Below are 19,555 nucleotides of genomic sequence, written 5' to 3'. Positions count from 1 at the left end.
GGCCGTCGTACCACACCAGCCACCCTGCATCAACGATCCAGGGTGACCGCTGCGGTCGGACCGGTGCGCTGCCCACGGGGCGGCCAGTCGTGGAAAACTACAGGGGTCACCCGGTGAAAGGCCCCCGATCATGACCACGACTCCGTCGTCCATCCTCTCGTCCGAGCTCGAGGACCTCGTCGCCCTGTTCGACGTCCGCAGCACGGACTCGCCCACGCCCGACGCCGAGCGCGAGGCCGCGCTCGCCCAGCCGAAGTTCGGCACCGTCTTCACCGACCACATGGCGCGCATCACCTGGCGCCAGGCCGACGGATGGCTCGACCGGCGCATCGAGAAGTACGGCCCGCTGCAGCTCGACCCCGCGACCGCCGTCCTGCACTACGCGCAGGAGATCTTCGAGGGCATGAAGGCGTACCGGCACGCGGACGGCTCGATCCGGACGTTCCGACCGGCCGCCAACGCGGCCCGCTTCGCGCGGTCGGCGCACCGCCTGGCCCTGCCGGCGCTGTCGGTCGACGACTTCGTCGGCTCCATCGCCGCCCTGGTGCGCACGGACGTCGACTGGGTCCCGTCCGGCGAGGACTCGAGCCTGTACCTGCGCCCCTTCATGTTCGCCTCGGAGTCGTTCCTCGGCGTGCGCCCGGCCACGGAGGTCGAGTACCTGGTCATCGCCTCGCCGGTCGGGCCGTACTTCGCAGGCGGCGTCAAGCCGGTGTCGATCTGGGTCTCCGAGGACTACCACCGCGCGGGGCCGGGCGGCACCGGCGACGCGAAGTGCGGCGGCAACTACGCCGCGAGCCTCCTGCCCCAGATGCTGGCCCAGGAGAAGGGGTGCGACCAGGTCTGCTTCCTGGACGCCACGACGAACACCTTCCTCGAGGAGCTCGGCGGCATGAACGTGTTCGTCGTCATGGCCGACGGGTCCGTGCACACGCCCGAGCTCACGGGATCGATCCTCGAGGGCGTCACGCGGTCGTCGATCCTGCAGCTCGTGGCGGACCGCGGGCGCGCGGTCGTCGAGCGGCGGATCCCGCTGACGGAGCTCGTCACCGGCCTCGCGGACGGCTCGGTGCGCGAGGTCTTCGCGTGCGGCACGGCGGCCGTCGTGACGCCGGTGGGCCGGCTCGCGGGCAGCACGTTCGACCACACCGTCGGCGACGGCGAGCCGGGCGAGCTCACGATGGCAGTCCGCGACGAGCTGACCGACATCCAGTACGGGCGCGCCGCCGACCGGCACGGGTGGATGCGCCGCCTCGCCTGAACCGGAGGCGCAGCGGAGCCGCAGGTTCGGGCGACAAACAGCACCGGTGGGCGGGACACTGTCTGGGTGCCGACCACTCTCACGGCTGACGAGCTCACCCGGACGACGCTGTCGCGCCAGGGCCTGCTCGCCCGGTCCGACGACGACGTGGCGACGGTCGTCGGACGGGTAGGCGGTCTGCAGGCCCAGCACGCCGACATGCCGTACGTCGCGCTGTGGTCGCGGCGGGCCGGGCAGACGATCGCGGACCTCGAGGACGCGCTCACGGGGAAGTCCGTGGTCAAGGCCACGGTGATGCGCTCGACGCTGCACGTCGTCGCGGCGGACGAATGGCCGGTGCTCGACGCGGTGTCCGCCGAGCAGCGGCTCGCCGCCTGGCGGGCGAGCGCGCGCCGGGCGGGCGTCGACCTCGTCGGACTCAACGCGGAGGTGCGGGCCTTCTGCGCCCGGCCGCGCAGCCTCGACGAGGTGGAGGAGTTTGCCGCCGCGCAGTATCCGGGCGTCGACGCGGCCGCGGCGATCCCCGGCGGGGTGAGCCGGGCGTGGTGGCGGCTCGCGAGCGCCGGCGGCGGGCTCGTGCACGTGCCGCCGAGCGGGCTGTGGGGGTCGCACGTCGCGCCCCAGTACCTCGACGGCGCGGTCTGGCTCGCCGACCGGCTCGCGCTGCCGCTCCAGGTGCCGGCGCCGGACGAGGCGCGCTCGCGCGCGGTCGCGCGCTACCTCGCCGCGTTCGGGCCGGCGTCCGTCGAGGACGTCGCGCGGGGCCTCGGGGTCCGCGGGGCCCGCGCCATGCAGACGGCCCTCGCCGGCCTGGACCTGCGGGCCTACGTGGGGCCCGACGGGCGTGACCTCGTCGACCTGGCGGGCGCCGAGACCGTGCCGGGCGACACCCCGGCGCCCGTGCGGTTCCTGTCCCGGTGGGACCACCTGCTGATCGCCTTCGCCGTCCGCGACCGCCTGGTCGCCGCCGAGCACGCGCCCGCGGTCTACCGGCGCAACGGCGACGTGCTGCCCACGTTCTGCGTCGACGGCCGCGTGGCGGGCACATGGGCCCTCGACCGCGACGCGCAGCGGGCCAGCATCCGGCTCGCGCCGTTCGACGACGAGCTGGCGCACCGGCACGGGGAGACGATCGAGCGGGAGGCGGAGGCGCTCCTGGACTACGTCGCGGCGGAGCTGGACGAGCGTGTGGTCATCTGGTCGCAGGACGTGCCGGACGCACGAGGGTCCGGCCGAGGACGCCGCTGAGCATCGACGAGGTGGCGACCCCCAGCAGGATCCACACCAGGGCCGTCATGAGGGCGGGGATCGGCTCGGGGTCGCCGGTGAAGGGCGCGACCGCGAGGATCAGGGTGACGACGCCGACGAGCCATCCGAAGAACATCCGGGGACGCGGCGCGACGAGGACGAGCAGCTGCAGCACGGCGGCACTGACCAGGCCGAACAGGGCGCCGGTCAGCGTCCAGGCCGCCGTCGAGCCGCCGAAGGGGCCGAGCAGACCCACGTCGAACGCCTGGTCGAAGATCACGGAGGCGGCGAGCCCGACGAGGCCGCACACGACCACGGTCACGACGGCGCCGGCCCAGTAGCGCCGCACGTCGAAGCGCAGCCGGTCGGCCGACGAGGGCGCGGGCGCGTCCCACGACTCGGCGGGTTCGCCGGTGGGCACGGTGCCCGGCGGCTGTGCCGGGCCGGACGGCGGGATGGAGACGGGCCGGACCGTGGGCTCGGGCGGGCCGTCGCTTCGCTGGGGATCGCTCATCGGACGGGTCTCCTGACGTCGGTGACAGCCATGAACGACCCTATCGCGGCAGGTCACGCGCGGGTACGGGGACGGGCGTCGCCGTCGGGCCGGCGGCACGGTCCGCCGGCGGTGGACGGCGGGTGACTCCGTCGCCGGCTCTGTGGCACGATGTGGCCCATGACACGCCTCGCCCACCCGCGTCCGCTGCTCATTGCGTAGCGCGTCCGGCCCACCGCCGGACGCGCAGACCTTCCGTACCCCGGGGGGTCTTTTTTCATGACCGCAGTCCCTCGACGTCCCGCCCCCGGACGTCCCCGAGATGGGGAGCCCCGCATGACCACCGCCGGTTTCCACGTGTACGACACCACCCTGCGCGACGGCGCGCAGCAGGAGGGGATGAACCTCTCCGTGGCGGACAAGCTCGCGATCGCGCCGCTGCTCGACGAGCTCGGCGTGGGCTTCATCGAGGGTGGCTGGCCTGGCGCGGTGCCCAAGGACACGGAGTTCTTCCGCCGGGCGGCCAAGGAGCTGGAGCTGAAGAACGCGGTGCTCGCGGCGTTCGGCTCCACGCGCAAGGCGGGCACCCGCGCCTGGGACGACCCGCAGGTGCGTGCCCTGCTCGACGCCGAGACGCCGGTCATCACGCTGGTCGCGAAGTCGGACGTGCGGCACGTCGAGCGGGCGCTGCGCACGACGCCGGACGAGGGGCTGGCGATGATCGCCGACACCGTGGCCTTCCTCGTGGGCGAGGGGCGCCGGGTCGTGGTCGACGCGGAGCACTTCTTCGACGGCTACCGGCACGACGCCGCGTTCTCCCGCGCGGCGGCGGAGGCGGCGTTCACCGCGGGCGCCGAGGTGGTGACGCTGTGCGACACGAACGGCGGGATGCTGCCGCCGTGGGTGGGCGACGTGGTCGCCGAGCTGCGCGACGCGCTCGGCGTGCCCCACGGCCGCGACGCCGTCGCCGGCGACCCGATCCTGGGCATGCACGCGCACAACGACTCCGGGTGCGCCGTGGCGAACACCCTGGCGGCGGTCGACGCCGGGTGCGCGCACGTGCAGGGCACGGTCAACGGGTACGGCGAGCGCACCGGCAACGTGGACCTCGTGACGGTCGTCGCGAACCTCGCGCTCAAGGACGGCCTGCACGTGCTCGCGGGCGGCGGGCTGGCCGAGTCCACCCGGATCGCGCACGCGGTCGCGGAGATCACCAACATCTCGCCGTACGCGCGCCAGCCGTACGTGGGCGCCAGCGCGTTCGCGCACAAGGCGGGGCTGCACGCGAGCGCGATCAAGGTCGACCCCGACCTGTACCAGCACGTCGACCCGACCGCCGTCGGCAACGACATGCGCATGCTCGTCTCGGACATGGCCGGCCGGGCGTCGATCGAGCTCAAGGGCCGCGAGCTCGGGTTCGACCTGTCGGGCCAGGGGGAGCTGCTCTCCCGCGTCACCGCGCGGGTCAAGGACGCGGAGGCGCACGGGTACACGTACGACGCGGCGGACGCGTCGTTCGAGCTCGTGCTGCGCGAGGAGCTCGCGGGCTCGCGACCGGGGTTCTTCCGGGTGGAGAGCTGGCGCACGATCGTGGAGACCGTCGCCGGGGGCGGGGCGGACGCCGACCGGCACGACGCCGACGCCGTCGCCGAGGCGACGGTCAAGCTGCACGCGGGCGGGGAGCGCATCGTGGCCACGGGCGAGGGGAACGGGCCCGTCAACGCCCTCGACCACGCGTTGCGGAACGCGCTCACGCGGGTCTACCCGCAGATGCAGAAGTTCGAGCTCATCGACTTCAAGGTCCGCATCCTCGACGCCGAGCACGGCACGGACGCGACGACGCGGGTGCTCGTCGAGTCCACCGACGGGCAGCGGTCGTGGTCCACCGTGGGCGTCGGGCCGAACATCATCGAGGCCGCGTGGGAGGCGCTCATCGACGCGTACGTCTTCGGGCTGCTGCACGCGGGCGTCGAGCCCCGCTGACCGGCGGTCGGGCCTGTCGAGACCAGGTCTCGACAGGCCCGACCGGCGAGCTTCAGCGCACCCGCGGCGCCAGCCGGTGCGCCTGGACGGCGGCGTACGTCGCCTTGAGCGCCGCGGTCGTGGCGTCGTAGCGCTGCTGCGCGACGCGCACGAAGAGGAAGTCGACGACCGCGAGCTGCGCGATGCGGCTCGACATGGCGCCCGAGCGGAACTGGGTCTCCCGTGCCGTGGTGGTGAGCACGACGTCCGCGACGTCCGCGAGGGGCGAGCCGGGGAAGTTGGTCACCGCGATCGTCGTCGCCCCGACGTCACGGGCGAGCGTCAGCGCCTGGTTCGCCTCGACCGTGCGTCCCGTGTGGGACACGGCGATCGCGACGCAGCCCGGCTCGAGCAGCGCGGCGGAGGTGAGCTGCCCGTGCGAGTCCACGGGAGCCGAGCAGACGAGGCCGATCCGGGACAGCTTCTGGGCGAGGTCCTGCGCCGTGAGCCCGCTGGAGCTGACGCCGTAGACGTCGATGCGCGTGGCGGCCGCGACCGCGGCGGCGGCCCGCTCGAGCGCGTCGAGGTCGAGCATGCGCGCGGTCTCCTCGATGGTGCGCGCCTCGTGGAACGCGATCTTGGACACGACGTCGGTGGCCGTGTCGGTCTCGTTGATCTCGCCCTCGGCGATGCCGGAGCGCTCGAGCTCGAGGGCGTGCCGGCTGGTCGCCTGGGCCAGGTCGATGCGGAACTCCGGGTAGCCGGCGTACCCGACCGCGCGGCAGAACCGCACGACGGTGGCCTGGGAGGTGCCGGCGCGCGCGGCGAGCTCGGTGATCGTGGCGCCGACGACACCGGAGGGGTCGTCGAGGACGACCTTGGCGATGCGTGCCTCCGCGGGGCGCAGCGTGGGCAGGGACTGACGGAGTCGGACGAGCACGTCGCCGTTCATCCGGGGCTCCTCTCGGGAGGGTCAGGGCCGGGACCTGCGCGGTTGCCGCCGCCGGGACCCTCGTGGGCTCACCGGACCAGTGTGGCACTTCCTTTCGCGCCGAAGGGTAGCCCACGAAGGAATTTCTCACGTGTCGGTCCCGGGCCGGTCCGCGACCTGCCGCGACCGCGCGCGTCCGCCCGCGGTTACGGTAGGTCCGTGCACGGTGAGTACAAGGTTCCCGGTGGCAAGCTCGTGGTCGTCGACCTCGAGGTCCGCGACGACCTGCTGGACCAGGTCCGGCTCAGCGGGGACTTCTTCCTCGAGCCCGACGACGCGCTCGAGGTCATCGACGACGCCCTCGTCGGCCAGCCGGTCGGCACGGCCACCGGGGAGCTCGCGCGCACCGTCGACGAGGCGCTCCGGGAGGCCGAGCGCGACGGGCGCGTGACGGGGCCGGTCGCGATGGTCGGCTTCGACGCCTGGGCGGTGGCGGTGGCCGTGCGCCGCGCCCTCGGCCTGGCCACGACGTGGGACGACCACACCTTCGAGGTGCTGCGGCCCGGCCCGCTGCCGCCGGCCACCCTGGGCGCGCTCGACCAGGTGCTCAGCGAGGAGCTCGCCGAGGGGCTGCGCGGCCCGACCCTGCGGTTCTGGGACTGGGACGAGCGCGCCGTGTTCATCGGGTCGTTCCAGTCGCTCTCCAACGAGGTCGACCCGGCCGGGGTCGCCAAGCACGACGTCACGGTCGTGCGCCGGATCTCCGGCGGGGGAGCGATGTTCATGGAGGCGGGCAACTGCGTCACGTTCTCGCTCGTGGTGCCGGCCTCCCTGGTGGACGGGCTGTCCTTCGAGCAGTCGTACGCCTTCCTCGACCAGTGGGTGCTCGGCGCGCTGGCCGACGTCGGCGTCGAGGCCTATTTCTCGGGCATGAACGACGTCGCCTCGCCCGCGGGCAAGCTCGCGGGCTCGGCCCAGAAGCGGCTCGCCGGCGGCGCCGTCCTGCACCACATGACCATGGCGTACGACATCGACAACGCTAAGATGCTCGAGGTCCTGCGCATCGGTCGGGAGAAGCTGTCCGACAAGGGCACCCGCAGCGCGAACAAGCGGGTCGACCCGTTGCGCTCGCAGACCGGGCTGTCGCGCGAGCAGATCGTGGACGCCTTCGAGGCGCACTTCAAGGGCCGGTACGCGACGGTGGACTCGACCCTGCGTCCCGACGAGCTGCGGCGGGCCGACGAGCTGGCGCGGACCAAGTTCTCGAGCCCCGCCTGGATCAACCGGGTCCCCTGAGCCGGCGCCCGCCCGCCGCGGGCACGGCGCGTTCCCCGCGCGGGCCTTCCGCTACCCTCGTCACGTCAGTAATCTTCGTCGTGACGCGGGTGCCCGGAACTTCCTTTCAACCGGCACCCAGCCGACGGAGACGCAGGACCGGCGGGACGACGACGCCCCGCCGCGAGGAGACGAGGTCGCCGCGGCCCGGCCGCGACGACGTCGGCGCACCGGCGCCGGCACGAGGACGGCGGCCCGCGGCCGCCCGGGGAGGACGGCGGTGCCCGGAGAGGTCTGGAGCCCCACGACGGCGGCGGCGCCGCTCGACGCGGTGACCCGCGCCGTGCACGGCGTGCTGCTCCCGGGGTTCACCGGCACCCGGCCGCCGGCCTGGCTCGAGGACGCGGCGCGCGGAGGGCTCGCCGGCGTCGTGCTCTTCGCCCACAACACGCCCGACCTGGCGACGACGTCCGCGCTCACCGCGAGGCTGCACGAGCAGTCGCCCGGGCTCCTCGTCGCGGTCGACGAGGAGGGCGGCGACGTCTCCCGCCTGGAGGCCGCCGACGGGTCGTCGCTGCCGGGTGCCGCGGCGCTGGGAGTGCTCGACGACGAGGGGGCCACCCGCGACGCGGGCGAGGTGCTCGGCCGGATGCTCGCGGCCGCCGGCGTCGACCTCGACCTGGCGCCCGTGCTCGACGTGAACGCCCCCGCCAACCCGGTGATCGGCGTGCGCGCCTTCGGGGACTCGCCGGCGGTCGTGGCCCGGCACGGCGCCGCGTTCGCCCGCGGGCTGCACCGCGGCGGCGTCGGTGCCTGCGGCAAGCACTTCCCGGGGCACGGCTCCACCACCACGGACTCCCACCTGGAGCTGCCCGTCGTGACGGCGGACCTGGGCGAGCTGCGGCGGCGCGACCTCGCCCCCTTCGCCGCCGCCCTGGCGCCGGACGCCGACGGGGGCCCTGGCCTCGACGCCCTCATGACCGCGCACGTCGTGGTGCGCGCGATCGGGCCGGGCCCGGCCTCGCTCGAGCCGGGGGTCGTCGCGCTGGCGCGCGAGCTCGGCCTCGCCGGCCCGGTGATCACCGACGCGCTCGACATGCGCGCCGTCTCCGACGGCGCGGACGTCGGCGAGGCCGCCGTGCGTGCCCTCGACGCCGGGGCCGACCTGCTCTGCATCGGCACCACCCGCGGCCGCGACGACGAGGCGCTCTTCCGCGGGGCGGTGGCAGCCCTCGTGGCGGCCGTGCACGCCGGGCGGCTGCCGCACGAGCGGCTCGCCGCCTCCGCGGCCCGCACGAGCGCGCTGGTCGCGCGGGTGCGACGCCTGCGGGCGCGCGCGGGGGTCGAGGTCGGGGCCGTGGCCGCGGAGCGGGAGCGCGACGCGCTCGCGTCGCTCGGCACGCGCATGGCCCGGTCAGCGGTCGCACCGGCCGGCGCCGCGTGGCCGGCGCTCGCCGACGGCCCCGGCCCGGACGTCGTCGACCTGCGGCTCCGGCTCGACCACGCGGCGGGGCGGACAGCGCCGCACGTGACGCGCGCCGTCGCGGCCCGATGGCCGGACGCGGTCGTGCACCCGGCGCTCGACGACCAGACCTTCGCGGCGCTGCTCGCGGGACTCGCCCCCGCCGGGCCCGGGGCCCGCCGGCGACCGCTGGTCGTCGTGACGCGCGAGCCCGCGCCGCGCACCGTGGAGCGGTCGCGGCTCGAGGCGCTGCGCGCCGTCCGGCCGGGCCTGGTCGTCGTGCACACCGGGGTCCCCGCCGGCCGGCAGTGGTTCGACGACCTGCCGGCGGGTCGCCGGGCGTCGTGCTCGCCTGCGGCACCGGCCGCGCCAACGCGGAGGCGGCCGTCCGGCTCCTCGCCGCGGGCCAGGACGCGCACGACGGCCGCGCCGCCCACCACACCGAGTCCGCCGCGCCACCGCCCAGCTCCCCCCAGGACCTGCTCCCGTCACCGAGAGGACACAGCCGATGACGAGCGTGCCCGACGCGCCGCCCGAGCCCGCCGAGTCCGGGGGGAGCGCACCGCCCCCGGGACCTCCCCCCGACGCGGGCGGCGACGACCTGCTCTCCGTGGCCCGGCTCGCCTCGCCGACCGAGGAGCGCAACCCGCGCACGACCGACCTCGACCTGCTCCCGGCCGCCGACGTCGTGCGGCTCATCCTGGACGAGGACGCGGGCGTGGCGAGCGTCGTGCGGGGGGAGCGCTACCGCGTCACGCAGGCGGTGGAGCTCGCCGTCGCCGCGATCCGCGCGGGGGGCCGCGTCCACTACGTCGGCGCGGGGACGTCGGGCCGCCTCGGCGTGCTGGACGCCGTCGAGCTGGCGCCGACGTACGGCGTGGGCGCCGAGTGGTTCGACGCGCACCTCGCGGGCGGACCGGACGCCATGACCGTCTCGGTCGAGGGCGCCGAGGACGACGTCGCGGGCGGACGTCGCGACCTCGACCACGTCGGCCCGCACGACCTCGTCGTGGGGCTGGCCGCCAGCGGCCGCACCCCCTACGTGGGCGGCGCGTTCGACCTGGCGCGCGAGCGGGGGGCGCACACGGTGCTGGTGAGCGCCAACCCGACGGCGTCGCTCGCCGACGGGGTGGACGTGGCGATCCTGCTCGACACCGGGCCGGAGGCGGTCACCGGCTCCACCCGGATGAAGGCGGCGACCGCGCAGAAGATCGTGCTCAACACCTTCTCGACGGCCACCATGGTGCGGCTCGGCAAGACGTACTCGAACCTCATGGTCGACGTGCGCGCCTCGAACGCGAAGCTGCGGGCGCGGCTCGTGCGGCTGCTCGGCCAGGCGACCGGGCTCGAGCCGGAGGTCTGCGCCCCGGTGCTCGCGGACGCCGGGGGAGAGGTGCAGGTCGCCCTCGTGATGCTCCTCGCCGGGGTCGACGCTCCCGCGGCGCGTGCTGCCCTGCACGGCGACGGCGGGGTGCGCGGCGCCCTAGGACGGCTCGGCGCCGCCCCGTCGAGGTAGCCGGCGCCTACGCGGGCGCGGGGCGCGCGCCGAAGACGGCGGTGCCGACGCGCACGATGGTCGCGCCCTCGGCGACGGCGAGCTCGAGGTCGCCCGTCATCCCCATCGACAGCTCGCGGGCGTCGCCGGTGCCGGGGGCGCCGCTCGCCACGACGCCGTCCCGGATCTCACGCAGCCGCGCGAACCCTTCGCGGACCACGGCGTCGTCCTCGGAGCGCGCCCCGATGGTCATGAAGCCGGTCAGCCGCAGCCCGTGCAGGGCGGCGACGGCGGCGGCGAGCGCGGCGGCGTCGCCGGGCTCCGCGCCGGACTTGCTCGCCTCGCCCGAGACGTTGACCTGCACCATCACGTCGAGGGTTCGCCCGTCGCGCTCGCAGCGGCTCGCCAGGGCCGACGCGAGCGCGAGGGTGTCGACCGACTCGACGCACGTCGCCGCGGCGAGCACCTGGTTCGCCTTGTTGCGCTGCAGGTGCCCGATCATGTGGACGCCGAGGCGGCCGCCGGCGACGAGGCCGGCCAGCGCGGGCGCCTTGGCGACCAGCTCCTGCACCCGGTTCTCGCCCACGAGCACCGGCCGCCCGTCGCCGGCCCGGTCCGCGAGGTCCAGGGCGGCCTCCACGCCGGCGAGCGCGGTCGCGGCGTCCTGCGTCTTGGTCGCCAGCAGCACGCGGACCTCGCCCGCGTCGCGCCCGGCGGCCTCGGCCGCCGCGGCGACCCGGTCGTGGACGGCGGCCAGGCGTGCGCGGATACCGGGACTGCTGGGCATGCGGCCAGTCTACGGAGGGCCGGGCACCGCCGGTCTCAGGGTCCGTCCCGGGGGATCCCCGATGCGGTGCGCGACGGCGCGGTGCGACGATGGGGACGTGAAGGCGCTGCTCAACATCATCTGGCTCATCTTCGGCGGGCTGTGGCTCGCGCTCGGATACGTCCTGGCCGGCATTGTGTGCTGCATCCTCATCGTCACGATCCCGTGGGGCATCGCGTCGTTCCGGATCGCGGGGTACGCGCTGTGGCCGTTCGGGCGCACCGTCGTCGACAAGCCGGGCTCGGGTGGCTGGTCCGTGCTGGGCAACGTCATCTGGATCGTCTTCGCCGGCTGGTGGCTCGCGATCGGGCACATCGTCACCGGGATCGCGCAGATGATCACGATCATCGGCATCCCGCTGGGGATCGCGAACTTCAAGATGATCCCCATCTCCCTGCTGCCGCTCGGCAAGGACATCGTGCCGAGCGACGCCCGCTACCCGTCGTACCAGCGCGGCCCGGCCGCCCCGCCGTACCCGCCCTACCCGCCGCGCTGACGGCGGCGAGGCGCCGACCTCAGCCGCGCGCGATCGGCGCCGTGCGCCCGCCGGTGAGCCGCAGCAGGTCCGCGGGCGCGAGCGCGACGTCGAGCCCGCGCCGCCCGCCCGAGACGTACACCACCTCGAGCGCGTCGGCGGTGACGTCCAGCACCGTCGGGTGCCGGTGCTTCTGCCCGAGCGGCGAGATCCCGCCCACCACGTAGCCGGTCGCGCGCTGCGCGGCGGCCGGGTCCGCCATCGCGGCGCGCTTGCCCCCGACGGCGCGGGCGAGCGCCTTGAGGTCGAGGCTGCGGTCCACGGGGACGATGCCCACCACGAGCGCGCCGTCGACGTCGGCCAGCAACGTCTTGAAGACGTGCGCCGGGTCGGCGCCGATCGCGGCGGCGGCCTCGAGGCCGTAGCTGAGGTCCGACGCCGGGTCGTGGTCGTACGCGTGCACCGTGTAGGGGACGCCCGCGGCGTCGAGCGCCGCGATCGCGGGGGTGCCGTGCGAGGCCTGCCTGCTCTTCTTCGCCACCCGGGCGATTCTGCCGTGTGCCGCGTTCCGGCGCGTCAGCTGCCCGTGACGACCCGCTCCAGGCGCGGGAACATCGTCCGCCACGACTCGCGCCCCAGCTCGACGCTGCCCGCGGGGTGCGGCCCCTCGCGGACGACGACCAGCGTCCCCTCGGGCTGCGGCTCCAGCTCGACCCGGAGGTTCGAGGGCCACGGGACGTCCTGCCCGGGGATGCCCTCCCACGCGCCGCTGCTGGCGAGCAGCCGGTCGGGGACGACCTCGGTGAACCGGCCGTCGTACGTGGTCCGCAGCGGCGGGTCGAGGTCGACCACCATCGTGAACCGGTGCGTGCCGCCCTCCCGGGCGTCGATCACGACGTCCTCGCGCGGCGTCCGCACGCCGTCCGGTCCGTACCACCGGGCGAAGGCGTCGGGGTCGGTGAACGCCGCGAAGACCTTGGCCGGCGGTGCGGCGAGGACCTGGGCGTGCTCGATGTCGTAGTCGGGGCGACCTGTGCTCTCGGACATGTTCGGCTCCTTCGGCCTGTCGGGCTCTGTCGGGCTGTCGGGCTCTGTCGGGCCCCGGCGGGGTCTGCGGGGTCTCGTCGGGTCGACCCGGTGGCCCGCGCCGACTCATCGGTGGGGCACCGAGCGCATAGGGTTGCCGGGTGCTCGTCCTCCTCGTCGTCGCCATCCTCGTCGGCGGGGCGTTGCAGCGGGTCACGGGCATGGGGTTCGGCCTCGTCGCCGGCCCGTTCATCGTGCTCATCGTCGGACCGCTCGAGGGCGTGCTGTTCGTCAACCTCGCGGGGGCGATCGCCTCCACCCTGATCCTGGGCCGCGTCGTGCGCGACGTGGACTGGCGCAGGTACGCCTGGCTGGCGTCGACGTCGGTGCTCACCACCGTCCCCGCGGCCCTGCTGCTGCGCGACGCGAGCGCGGCCGCGCTCGAGATCACGGTGGGCGCGGTCGTCGTGGCCGCGATGACGCTCGCCGTCGTCACGTCCCGGCTGCGCGCCGGGGGGAGGCACCCGCTGCGGCCGGACGCCAGGTGGCCGCTCGTGGTCACCGGGACGGCGAGCGGGTTCGGCAGCGTCGCGGCCGGGATCGGCGGCCCGCCGCTGGCGATCTACTCCGTGCTCAGCGGCTGGGACCCGCGCCGGTTCGCCGCGACGGCGCAGCCGTACTTCGCGACGAACGCCCTGGCGGCGCTCGCCGCCAAGCTCGTCCTCGCCGACGCCGCGTTCCCCGCGTTCGCGGGGTGGCAGTGGGCGGTCGTGCTCGGCGCGATCGTCGTGGGGCTCGTCATCGGCGACCTGGTCGCGCCGCGGGTGTCCGCGGTCGCGATGCGTCGCGGCCTCATCGTCCTCGCCTACGTCGGCGGGCTCGCGACCCTGGCCCGGGGGCTCACCGAACTGTCATGACGCGGCCGCCGACCCGCCACGGGCGCGACGTCACGGGCGCGACGTCACGGGCGGGGCGTCACGGTCGACGGTCGTCGGTGCCGAACCCGTCGCGGGGCTCGCCGGGGGGCGGATCCGCGCGGTGCTCGGGCGTACGGCCGGGGTCCTGATCGCCGGTCCGGTCGGGGTCCAGCTCGTCGGCACGCTGCAGCCGCTCGTCGATCTCGCTGCGGTGCTCGCCCACTCTCGCGTTCCGTTCCCGCGCCTCCTCCTGCAGGCGCGCGGCCTCAGCCTCCTTGCGGTCCGCCTCGGCCTGCGACATCCGCGCCTCCGCGTCGAGCTTCGCGGCCGATGCCTCGCGCTCCTGCACCGCGATGCGGTCGTGCTCGGCCTCCCGGCGCAGCTCGGTGGCCTCCTCGCGCCGGGCCTCGACCTGCCGCTCGCGGGCGGCGCGGGACCTGCGGGCGAGGAACCACACGAGCAGCACGATCAGCACCACGACGATCGCGACGATGATCCAGACGGTGGTCGTGTCCATGTCGGGCTCCTGGCGTCAGTGGCGTCGGGCTCGACGCCCTCCATCGATCACACGGCGGGCACGACATGCCCGCAACCGGTCGACGGAGCGTCCCTCGGAGCACCGGTGGCGAAAACGGGGCATATCGGTTTCAGAGGCGGCCGACGTCGAGGATCGTCAGCACGACCTGGCCGGCCTCGTCGCTCGCGGCGAGGTCGACCAGCGCGGTGACCGTCCGGTCGTGGTCGCCGTCGGCGTCGTCGAGCACCTGGCGCACCCACCACGTGCCGGGCTGCACGACGCCGTGCCGGTCGTCGTCACCCCCGTCGCCGGTCGGCGGGGCGCCCGCTCCCCGCGTCGTCGCCCCGGCGGGCAGCGCGGCCCCGGGCTCGAGGATCGTCAGCAGCGCCGCCGAGCGGGCCTGCGGGCCGATGCCGATCGCGTCGTCGCCCTGGGCCTCGAACAGCTCCTCCAGGGCGTCTGACCATGCGTCGCCGTCCCAGCCGGCGGAGCCGTCCAGCCGCTCGAGGGCGTCGTAGTCCTCGCGGGCTGCGAGCTCGACGCGGCGGAACATCGCGTTGCGCACCAGCCGGCGGAAGGCTCGCGGGTTGCCCGTCACCGGGCGGGCGGGGGCCTCGGCCCCGACCTCCGCGAGCTCGCCCTCGACGACGGTGTCGGCGTCGTCGTCGACCGGGTTCTGCAGGCGCTCCCACTCGTCCAGGAGCGACGAGTCCACGCCGCGCACCAGCTCGCCCAGCCACTCGACGACCTCGTGCACCTCTTCGGTGCGGTGCTCCTCCGGCACGACCTGGCGCAGGGCGCGGTAGGCGTCGGCGAGGTAGCGCAGCACCACGCCCTCGGTGCGCTCCAGCCCGTACACGGAGACGAGCTCGGCGAACGTCATCGCCTGCTCGAGCATGTCCCGCACCACCGACTTCGGCGCCGGCTGGGCGTCGGCGACCCAGGGGTTGGTCCGCTTGTACACGTCGAAGGCCGGCTCGAGGACGTCGGCCAGCGGGCGCGGCCAGGTGACGTCCTCCAGCGCCTCCATGCGCTCCTCGTACTCCATCCCCTCGGCCTTCATCGCCGCGACCGCCTCGCCGCGCGCCTTGTTCTGCTGGCCGTAGAGGATCTGGCGCGGGTCGTCGAGCGTGGCCTCGATGACGGAGACGACGTCGAGCGCGTGCGTCGGGCTCTCTGCGTCCAGCAGGTCCATGGCCGCGAGCGCGAACGGCGACAGGGGCGCGTTGAGCGCGAAGTCGCGCGGCAGGTCAACGACCAGGCGCACGCTCGGCCGGTACCCGGCCGGGCGGCTGTCGTCCGGCACGCGGACCTTCTCGACCACGCCCGCGACGCGCAGCGACCGGTAGATGCGGAACGTCTGGCGCAGGTGCGCCGACCGCTGGGCCTCCGTGTCGTGGTTCGCGGTGAGCAGGTGCCGCATCGCCTCGACCGGGTCGGCGGCGTCGCCGTGGACGGCCTGGGAGTCGCGGGTGCGCGCCAGCACGTTGAGCACCATGGCGTGGTTCACCCGGAACTGGCTGGTCAGCGGCTCGGGGTCGGCGTCGCGCAGCCGCTCGTACGTCGAGTCGGTCCAGTTGACCGAGCCCGACGGCGCCTTCTTGCGCACGATCTTCTTGAGCTTCTTCGGGTCGTCACCGGCCTTGGCGAGCATCTTGCGGTTCTCGACGACGTGCTCGGGCGCCATGACCAGCACCTCGCCGACCGTGTCGAAGCCGGCGCGGCCGGCGCGGCCGGAGATCTGGTGGAACTCGCGGGCCGTGAGGTGGCGCATCCGCTCGCCGTCGAACTTCACGAGCGAGGTCAGCAGCACGGTGCGGATCGGCACGTTGATGCCCACACCGAGCGTGTCCGTGCCGCACACCACCTTGAGCAGGCCCCTCTGGGTGAGCCGCTCCACCAGGCGCCGGTACTTGGGCAGCATCCCCGCGTGGTGCACGCCGACGCCCGCGCGCAGGAACTTGCTCAGCGTCTTGCCGAAGCCCGTGGCGAACCGGAAGGCGCCGATCTCCGCGGCGATGGCGGCCTTCTCGTCCTTGGACGCGAGCGGCGTCGACAACAGCGCCTGCGCGCGCTCGACGGCGTCCTTCTGCGTGAAGTGCACGACGTAGACCGGCGCCCGGTGCGTGGTGACGAGCTCGGAGATCACCTCGTTCAGCGGCTCGACGACGTAGGAGAACGTCAGCGGCACGGGCCGCTCGGCCCCCGCGACCTCGGCGACGGGCCGGCCCGTGCGCTCCTCGACGTCCTCGCGCAGCCGCGTCGTGTCGCCGAGCGTCGCGGACATCAGCAGGAACTGGGTGTTCGGCATCTCCAGGAGCGGGACCTGCCACGCCCAGCCCCGCTGCGGGTCGCCGTAGAAGTGGAACTCGTCCATGACGACCTGCGCGATCGCGTCGTCGTCGGCCCCGTCGGCCCCCTCGGCGCCGGACCCGCGCAGCGCGAGGTTGGCGAGGATCTCGGCTGTGCAGCAGATGATCGGCGCGTCTGAGTTGACGGCGGAATCTCCCGTCATCATCCCGACGTTGCGCGAGCCGAACGCGGCGACAAGGTCGAAGAACTTCTCGCTGACCAGCGCCTTGAGCGGTGCGGTGTAGAACGTGCGCCCGCCGAGTCCCGAGCGCCGCGCGGCGAGCGCCGCGAACTGTGCGCCCATCGCGACCATCGACTTGCCCGAGCCGGTCGGCGTCGCGAGGACGACGTGCGAGCCCGTCATGAGCTCGAGCAGGGCCTCCTCCTGGTGCGGGTAGAGCGGCCGCCCGCCCGCCGCCGCCCACGTGCCGAACCCCTCGAAGAGCGTGTCGGGGTCGGGTGCTCCTCCGGTCGGGGCGGGCAGGTACGGCAGGAGGGTGCCGGCCGGGCGGGGGGTGGCCGGGGTGGTCGCGAGGTCCGGGGAGGTCGTCATGGTCCGGCCATTCTTCCAGCCGGGATCGTCCCGGTGCCGACGACGGCGCGCTGACGCGCTCGCTAGGGTACGAACCGGGCGCGCGCGTACCGGACGGAGCGGACGGGATGGTCGAGACGATGGTCGTGGTCGAGCGGGGCGATGCGCTCGGCGAGCCGTACCGGCGCCGCATCACCGAGGTCTACGTGCGCAGCTTCGCCGAGGACTTCGTCGCGTTCTCGCGCGACACCGACAAGCTCGCCGACGCGTTCGAGCACATGCTGCTGCTCGACCGGTTCTACGTCGCGCTCGTGGACGGGGAGCCGGCCGGCCTCGCGTCGCTCACCGAGGGCGACCAGATGCTGTTCGCCCCGCGGTGGCCGGAGATCCGGCGTCACCTCGGGCCGGTGCGCGGCCTGCTCGGCTACGTGGTGATCCGGCGCTGGTTCATGAGCGCGTCCGCCGGCGCCCGGCCGGGGCTCGCCGAGATCGGGTTCGTCGCCACCGAGCCCGCTCACCAGGGGCGCGGCGTCGCGACCGCGCTGCTGCGGCACCTGCTGGCGCTGCCCGGGTACCGCGAGTACGTGCTCGAGGACATCAAGGACACCAACGCGCCCGCGCTGGGCCTCTACGCCAAGCTCGGCTTCACGGTGTACAAGCGCAGGAAGGTGCGGTTCGCCCGTCGTGCCGGGTTCACCGAGCTCGTGTCGATGCGGCTCGTGCAGGGTTCGCCGACCCGCTGACGGTCTCCCGCCGGGGCTGCCCTCGGAGCCGTATCCGCACCGTCAGCCGATTCAGTCGTCTCAGCCGGTTCTTGTCGTCGGCTGAGCCTGCGGTTCCGTTTCGGGCGAGTGCCTCGTTCCTCGGCCCTCACCCTGCACTGCACCTACGTCTCAGGCGGTTCTTGTCGTCGGCTGAGCCTGCGGTTCCGTTTCGGGCGAGTGCCTCGTTCCTCGGCCCTCACCCTGCACTGCACCTCCGTCTCAGCCGAGGTCCCAGAGGTGGCGGTAGAACGCGATGCGCTCGGCGTCGGGCTCGATGCCGTAGGCGTCGAAGAAGGCCGGCTCGTAGCCGTCGCCGTAGTTCCACTCGAGGCTGTAGCTCGCGACGGCGAGGTCGGCCCAGCGGTCCGCGACGCCCAGCGCGTCCAGGTCCACGTGCGCGACCCAGGTGCCGTCGTCGGCGACCAGGGTGTTCGGCGCGCACGGGTCGCCGTGGCAGACGACGAGCCGGTCGACGGGCGGGACGGCGCCGACCTTCCGTCGGGCGGCCGGGTCGAGGCGCGCCACACGGTCGCGGACGCCCCAGGTGAAGGGGCAGCCGTCCACCGGCAGCGCGTCGTGCAGCGCGCGCAACCCCGCCCCGATCGCGCGGGCTGCGGCCTCGGGGCGCGCGGTCCAGTGCGGGTCGACCGCCGAGCGGCCGGGGAGCGCGGCCGTGACCAACCAGGCGCCGGACTCGTCCCGCCCCGAGACGAGCACCCGCGGCACGGGTGTGTACCGGCCGGCCCAGGCGAGCCGCTCCGCCTCGGCGTCGAGGTCGAGCTCGGGGGTGCCCGCCGCGACCCACTTGACGAAGCGGTCGCCGTCGGCGCCGGAGAGCCGGAACGTCAGGCCTCCCAGCTCGTTGCGCCATACCGGCGTGACGGCGTCGCCGTCCGCGAGCTCGAGGAGGGCGTCCGGTACGGCGACGGGACCGGTGGGGATGTTGGCCAAGACGCGGGGCATGTGCGCATCGTCCCACCCGGCGCGCCGTCAGTCCGGCGCGCCCACCGGCTCGACCGTCCCAGGCCCTGCCGGCCCCGGGTGCGCGGACCGGCGCGTCGCTGCCTCCCCCTGCTGCACCACGACGACCCCGGCCAGCACGAGCAGGCCGCCCAGCAGCTGCACCGGACGTGGCAGCTCGCCCAGCAGCAGCCAGGCGAAGAAGACGGCGCTGACCACCTCGAGCAGCCCGACGAACGACGCCGGCCGCGCCCCGAGGCGCCGTCCGGCGGCGATGCCCGTGACGTACGCGACGCCGGCCGTCACCAGCCCGAGCGTTCCGAGCACGGGCCATACGGGCAGCACCGCGCCCGCGAGCGCCACCGGTTCCGTCGACGCCGTGACCGGCATGAGGCCGACCGCGGCGAGCAGCCCCAGCAGCGCGGCGCCGACGACGAGCCCGCCCGCGGCCAGGCTCAGGGGCGGGAGCCCGGTGTCCGCGCGGGCGTTGAGCAGGAAGTACGCCGAGACGCCGACCATGGCGCCGAGCGCCCACGCCACGCCGACGGGGTCGAGCCGCGCCCCGGTGAGGTCGAGCACGAGCACCAGGCCGGCGGCGGCGAGCGCGATGCCGGCGAGCGTGACACGCCCCGGGCGCTGGCCGTGCCGCAACCAGAGCCACGTGACGACGGCGGCGGGCGACGAGTACTCGATGAGCAGCGCCGGCCCCACCTGCATGTGCTGGACGGCCGCGAAGTAGCAGAACTGCGTGGCGGCGACGCCGAGCGCGCCGTAGGCGAGCAGCAGGCGGGCGTTGCGGCGCACGGGCCGCCAGTCGCCGCGCAGCGCGACGACGCCGAACGGCAGCACGACCAGTGCGCCGAGCGCCACCCGCACCAGCACGACGGCGCCCGGCGTCCACCCGGTGTCGAAGAGCCCGGCGGCGAGCGGGCCGGACAGGCTGAAGGTCACCGCTGACGCCATCGCCAGCGCGAGCCCGGCGCGGAGCCGGGCGCGCTCGGCCGCCCGTGCGTCATGCGTCATTGCCGTCATGGCTCATGACGCTACGGCCGGACGCGA

General features: G+C 74.7%; 18 protein-coding genes and 1 pseudogene. 9 read left to right on the top strand and 10 right to left on the bottom strand.

Going from position 1 to position 19,555, the window contains the following annotated elements; translation table 11 throughout:
- Positions 1-130 precede the first annotated feature (130 nt).
- Positions 131-1,261: a branched-chain amino acid aminotransferase gene (locus tag ABD254_RS20575; RefSeq protein WP_344250751.1), complete on the top strand. Its 1,131-nt coding sequence runs from the start codon at positions 131-133 to the stop codon at positions 1,259-1,261.
- Positions 1,262-1,327: 66 nt separating this feature from the next.
- Positions 1,328-2,509 (top strand): winged helix DNA-binding domain-containing protein, encoded by a 1,182-nt coding sequence (locus ABD254_RS20570; RefSeq protein WP_344250749.1) that lies wholly within the window; start codon positions 1,328-1,330, stop codon positions 2,507-2,509.
- Here the strand turns inward: ABD254_RS20570 and ABD254_RS20565 are convergent.
- On the bottom strand, positions 2,454-3,023 hold the full coding sequence (locus tag ABD254_RS20565) for a hypothetical protein (protein ID WP_344250748.1): 570 nt from the start codon (positions 3,021-3,023) through the stop codon (positions 2,454-2,456). The genes ABD254_RS20570 and ABD254_RS20565 overlap by 56 nt on opposite strands.
- Positions 3,024-3,338: 315 nt before the next feature.
- Here ABD254_RS20565 and cimA point away from each other — a divergent pair, with 315 nt between their 5' ends.
- Positions 3,339-4,985, top strand: coding sequence for a citramalate synthase (gene cimA / locus ABD254_RS20560; RefSeq protein ID WP_344250747.1), 1,647 nt, complete (start codon positions 3,339-3,341; stop codon positions 4,983-4,985).
- A gap of 52 nt (positions 4,986-5,037) precedes the next feature.
- Here the strand turns inward: cimA and ABD254_RS20555 are convergent, their stop codons facing one another.
- The gene (locus ABD254_RS20555; RefSeq protein WP_344250746.1) at positions 5,038-5,916 is read right to left on the bottom strand and encodes a MurR/RpiR family transcriptional regulator; all 879 of its coding nucleotides are present in this window, start codon (positions 5,914-5,916) and stop codon (positions 5,038-5,040) included.
- A 198-nt stretch (positions 5,917-6,114) separates the two neighbouring features.
- Between ABD254_RS20555 and lplB the strand changes: the two genes are divergently transcribed.
- Both lplB and ABD254_RS21470 read left to right on the top strand, forming a co-directional pair.
- The gene (lplB, locus tag ABD254_RS20550; protein ID WP_344250745.1) at positions 6,115-7,191 is read left to right on the top strand and encodes a lipoate-protein ligase small subunit; all 1,077 of its coding nucleotides are present in this window, start codon (positions 6,115-6,117) and stop codon (positions 7,189-7,191) included.
- Positions 7,192-7,450: 259 nt separating this feature from the next.
- Positions 7,451-8,407: pseudogene (locus ABD254_RS21470) on the top strand (glycoside hydrolase family 3 N-terminal domain-containing protein); the annotation flags it as partial.
- Positions 8,408-8,584: 177 nt separating this feature from the next.
- On the opposite strand, the gene ABD254_RS20540 reads toward ABD254_RS21470, so the two are convergent.
- Positions 8,585-8,917 carry a hypothetical protein gene (locus ABD254_RS20540; RefSeq protein WP_344250742.1) on the bottom strand — a complete coding sequence of 111 codons (333 nt, stop codon included), beginning with the start codon at positions 8,915-8,917 and terminating at the stop codon, positions 8,585-8,587.
- Between the two features lie 223 nt (positions 8,918-9,140).
- Between ABD254_RS20540 and ABD254_RS20535 the strand changes: the two genes are divergently transcribed.
- On the top strand, positions 9,141-10,148 hold the full coding sequence (locus ABD254_RS20535) for an N-acetylmuramic acid 6-phosphate etherase (protein ID WP_344250741.1): 1,008 nt from the start codon (positions 9,141-9,143) through the stop codon (positions 10,146-10,148).
- A 7-nt stretch (positions 10,149-10,155) separates the two neighbouring features.
- Here ABD254_RS20535 and ABD254_RS20530 read toward each other — a convergent pair whose 3' ends face one another.
- Entirely contained in the window at positions 10,156-10,914 is a 759-nt protein-coding gene (locus tag ABD254_RS20530) for a YggS family pyridoxal phosphate-dependent enzyme (protein WP_344250740.1), read from the bottom strand.
- Positions 10,915-11,011: 97 nt separating this feature from the next.
- Between ABD254_RS20530 and ABD254_RS20525 the strand changes: the two genes are divergently transcribed.
- Positions 11,012-11,449, top strand: coding sequence for a YccF domain-containing protein (locus tag ABD254_RS20525; protein WP_344250739.1), 438 nt, complete (start codon positions 11,012-11,014; stop codon positions 11,447-11,449).
- A gap of 19 nt (positions 11,450-11,468) precedes the next feature.
- On the opposite strand, the gene ybaK is transcribed toward ABD254_RS20525, so the two are convergent.
- Positions 11,469-11,969, bottom strand: a complete 501-nt coding sequence (gene ybaK, locus ABD254_RS20520; protein ID WP_344250738.1) for a Cys-tRNA(Pro) deacylase — start codon at positions 11,967-11,969, stop codon at positions 11,469-11,471.
- A gap of 35 nt (positions 11,970-12,004) precedes the next feature.
- A complete protein-coding gene (locus tag ABD254_RS20515) occupies positions 12,005-12,475 on the bottom strand; it encodes an SRPBCC family protein (protein ID WP_344250737.1) in 471 nt (156 codons plus the stop codon).
- Between the two features lie 140 nt (positions 12,476-12,615).
- On the opposite strand from ABD254_RS20515, the gene ABD254_RS20510 reads away from it, so the two are divergent.
- On the top strand, positions 12,616-13,371 hold the full coding sequence (locus ABD254_RS20510) for a TSUP family transporter (RefSeq protein WP_344250736.1): 756 nt from the start codon (positions 12,616-12,618) through the stop codon (positions 13,369-13,371).
- A gap of 58 nt (positions 13,372-13,429) precedes the next feature.
- Here ABD254_RS20510 and ABD254_RS20505 read toward each other — a convergent pair whose 3' ends face one another.
- A complete protein-coding gene (locus ABD254_RS20505) occupies positions 13,430-13,888 on the bottom strand; it encodes a hypothetical protein (protein WP_344250735.1) in 459 nt (152 codons plus the stop codon).
- A gap of 130 nt (positions 13,889-14,018) precedes the next feature.
- A complete protein-coding gene (locus tag ABD254_RS20500) occupies positions 14,019-16,793 on the bottom strand; it encodes a DEAD/DEAH box helicase (protein ID WP_344250733.1) in 2,775 nt (924 codons plus the stop codon).
- Between the two features lie 107 nt (positions 16,794-16,900).
- On the opposite strand from ABD254_RS20500, the gene ABD254_RS20495 reads away from it, so the two are divergent.
- Positions 16,901-17,515, top strand: coding sequence for a GNAT family N-acetyltransferase (locus ABD254_RS20495; protein ID WP_344250731.1), 615 nt, complete (start codon positions 16,901-16,903; stop codon positions 17,513-17,515).
- Between the two features lie 240 nt (positions 17,516-17,755).
- Here the strand turns inward: ABD254_RS20495 and ABD254_RS20490 are convergent, their stop codons facing one another.
- Positions 17,756-18,499 (bottom strand): phosphotransferase, encoded by a 744-nt coding sequence (locus ABD254_RS20490; RefSeq protein ID WP_344250729.1) that lies wholly within the window; start codon positions 18,497-18,499, stop codon positions 17,756-17,758.
- A gap of 27 nt (positions 18,500-18,526) precedes the next feature.
- Positions 18,527-19,528, bottom strand: coding sequence for an EamA family transporter (locus ABD254_RS20485; RefSeq protein ID WP_344250727.1), 1,002 nt, complete (start codon positions 19,526-19,528; stop codon positions 18,527-18,529).
- Positions 19,529-19,555: the final 27 nt, after the last annotated feature.

It is taken from the genome of Isoptericola hypogeus (assembly GCF_039531145.1).
In the GTDB taxonomy this organism is placed as follows: Bacteria; Actinomycetota; Actinomycetes; order Actinomycetales; family Cellulomonadaceae; genus Isoptericola; species Isoptericola hypogeus.
Note: the sequence above shows the minus strand (reverse complement) of the source record. Positions and strands in the feature narration are given on the sequence as shown.

What these genes read in the sequence shown, in the direction of transcription:
- ABD254_RS20495 (WP_344250731.1), top strand. Translation starts at nt 16,901, where the DNA reads ATGGTCGAGACGATGGTCGTGGTCGAGCGGGGCGATGCGCTCGGCGAG.
- ABD254_RS20485 (WP_344250727.1), bottom strand. Translation starts at nt 19,528, where the DNA reads ATGACGGCAATGACGCATGACGCACGGGCGGCCGAGCGCGCCCGGCTC.
- cimA (WP_344250747.1), top strand. Translation starts at nt 3,339, where the DNA reads ATGACCACCGCCGGTTTCCACGTGTACGACACCACCCTGCGCGACGGC.
- ABD254_RS20490 (WP_344250729.1), bottom strand. Translation starts at nt 18,499, where the DNA reads ATGCCCCGCGTCTTGGCCAACATCCCCACCGGTCCCGTCGCCGTACCG.
- ABD254_RS20505 (WP_344250735.1), bottom strand. Translation starts at nt 13,888, where the DNA reads ATGGACACGACCACCGTCTGGATCATCGTCGCGATCGTCGTGGTGCTG.
- ABD254_RS20515 (WP_344250737.1), bottom strand. Translation starts at nt 12,475, where the DNA reads ATGTCCGAGAGCACAGGTCGCCCCGACTACGACATCGAGCACGCCCAG.
- ABD254_RS20565 (WP_344250748.1), bottom strand. Translation starts at nt 3,023, where the DNA reads ATGAGCGATCCCCAGCGAAGCGACGGCCCGCCCGAGCCCACGGTCCGG.
- ABD254_RS20535 (WP_344250741.1), top strand. Translation starts at nt 9,141, where the DNA reads ATGACGAGCGTGCCCGACGCGCCGCCCGAGCCCGCCGAGTCCGGGGGG.
- ABD254_RS20500 (WP_344250733.1), bottom strand. Translation starts at nt 16,793, where the DNA reads ATGACGACCTCCCCGGACCTCGCGACCACCCCGGCCACCCCCCGCCCG.
- ABD254_RS20530 (WP_344250740.1), bottom strand. Translation starts at nt 10,914, where the DNA reads ATGCCCAGCAGTCCCGGTATCCGCGCACGCCTGGCCGCCGTCCACGAC.
- ABD254_RS20555 (WP_344250746.1), bottom strand. Translation starts at nt 5,916, where the DNA reads ATGAACGGCGACGTGCTCGTCCGACTCCGTCAGTCCCTGCCCACGCTG.
- ABD254_RS20575 (WP_344250751.1), top strand. Translation starts at nt 131, where the DNA reads ATGACCACGACTCCGTCGTCCATCCTCTCGTCCGAGCTCGAGGACCTC.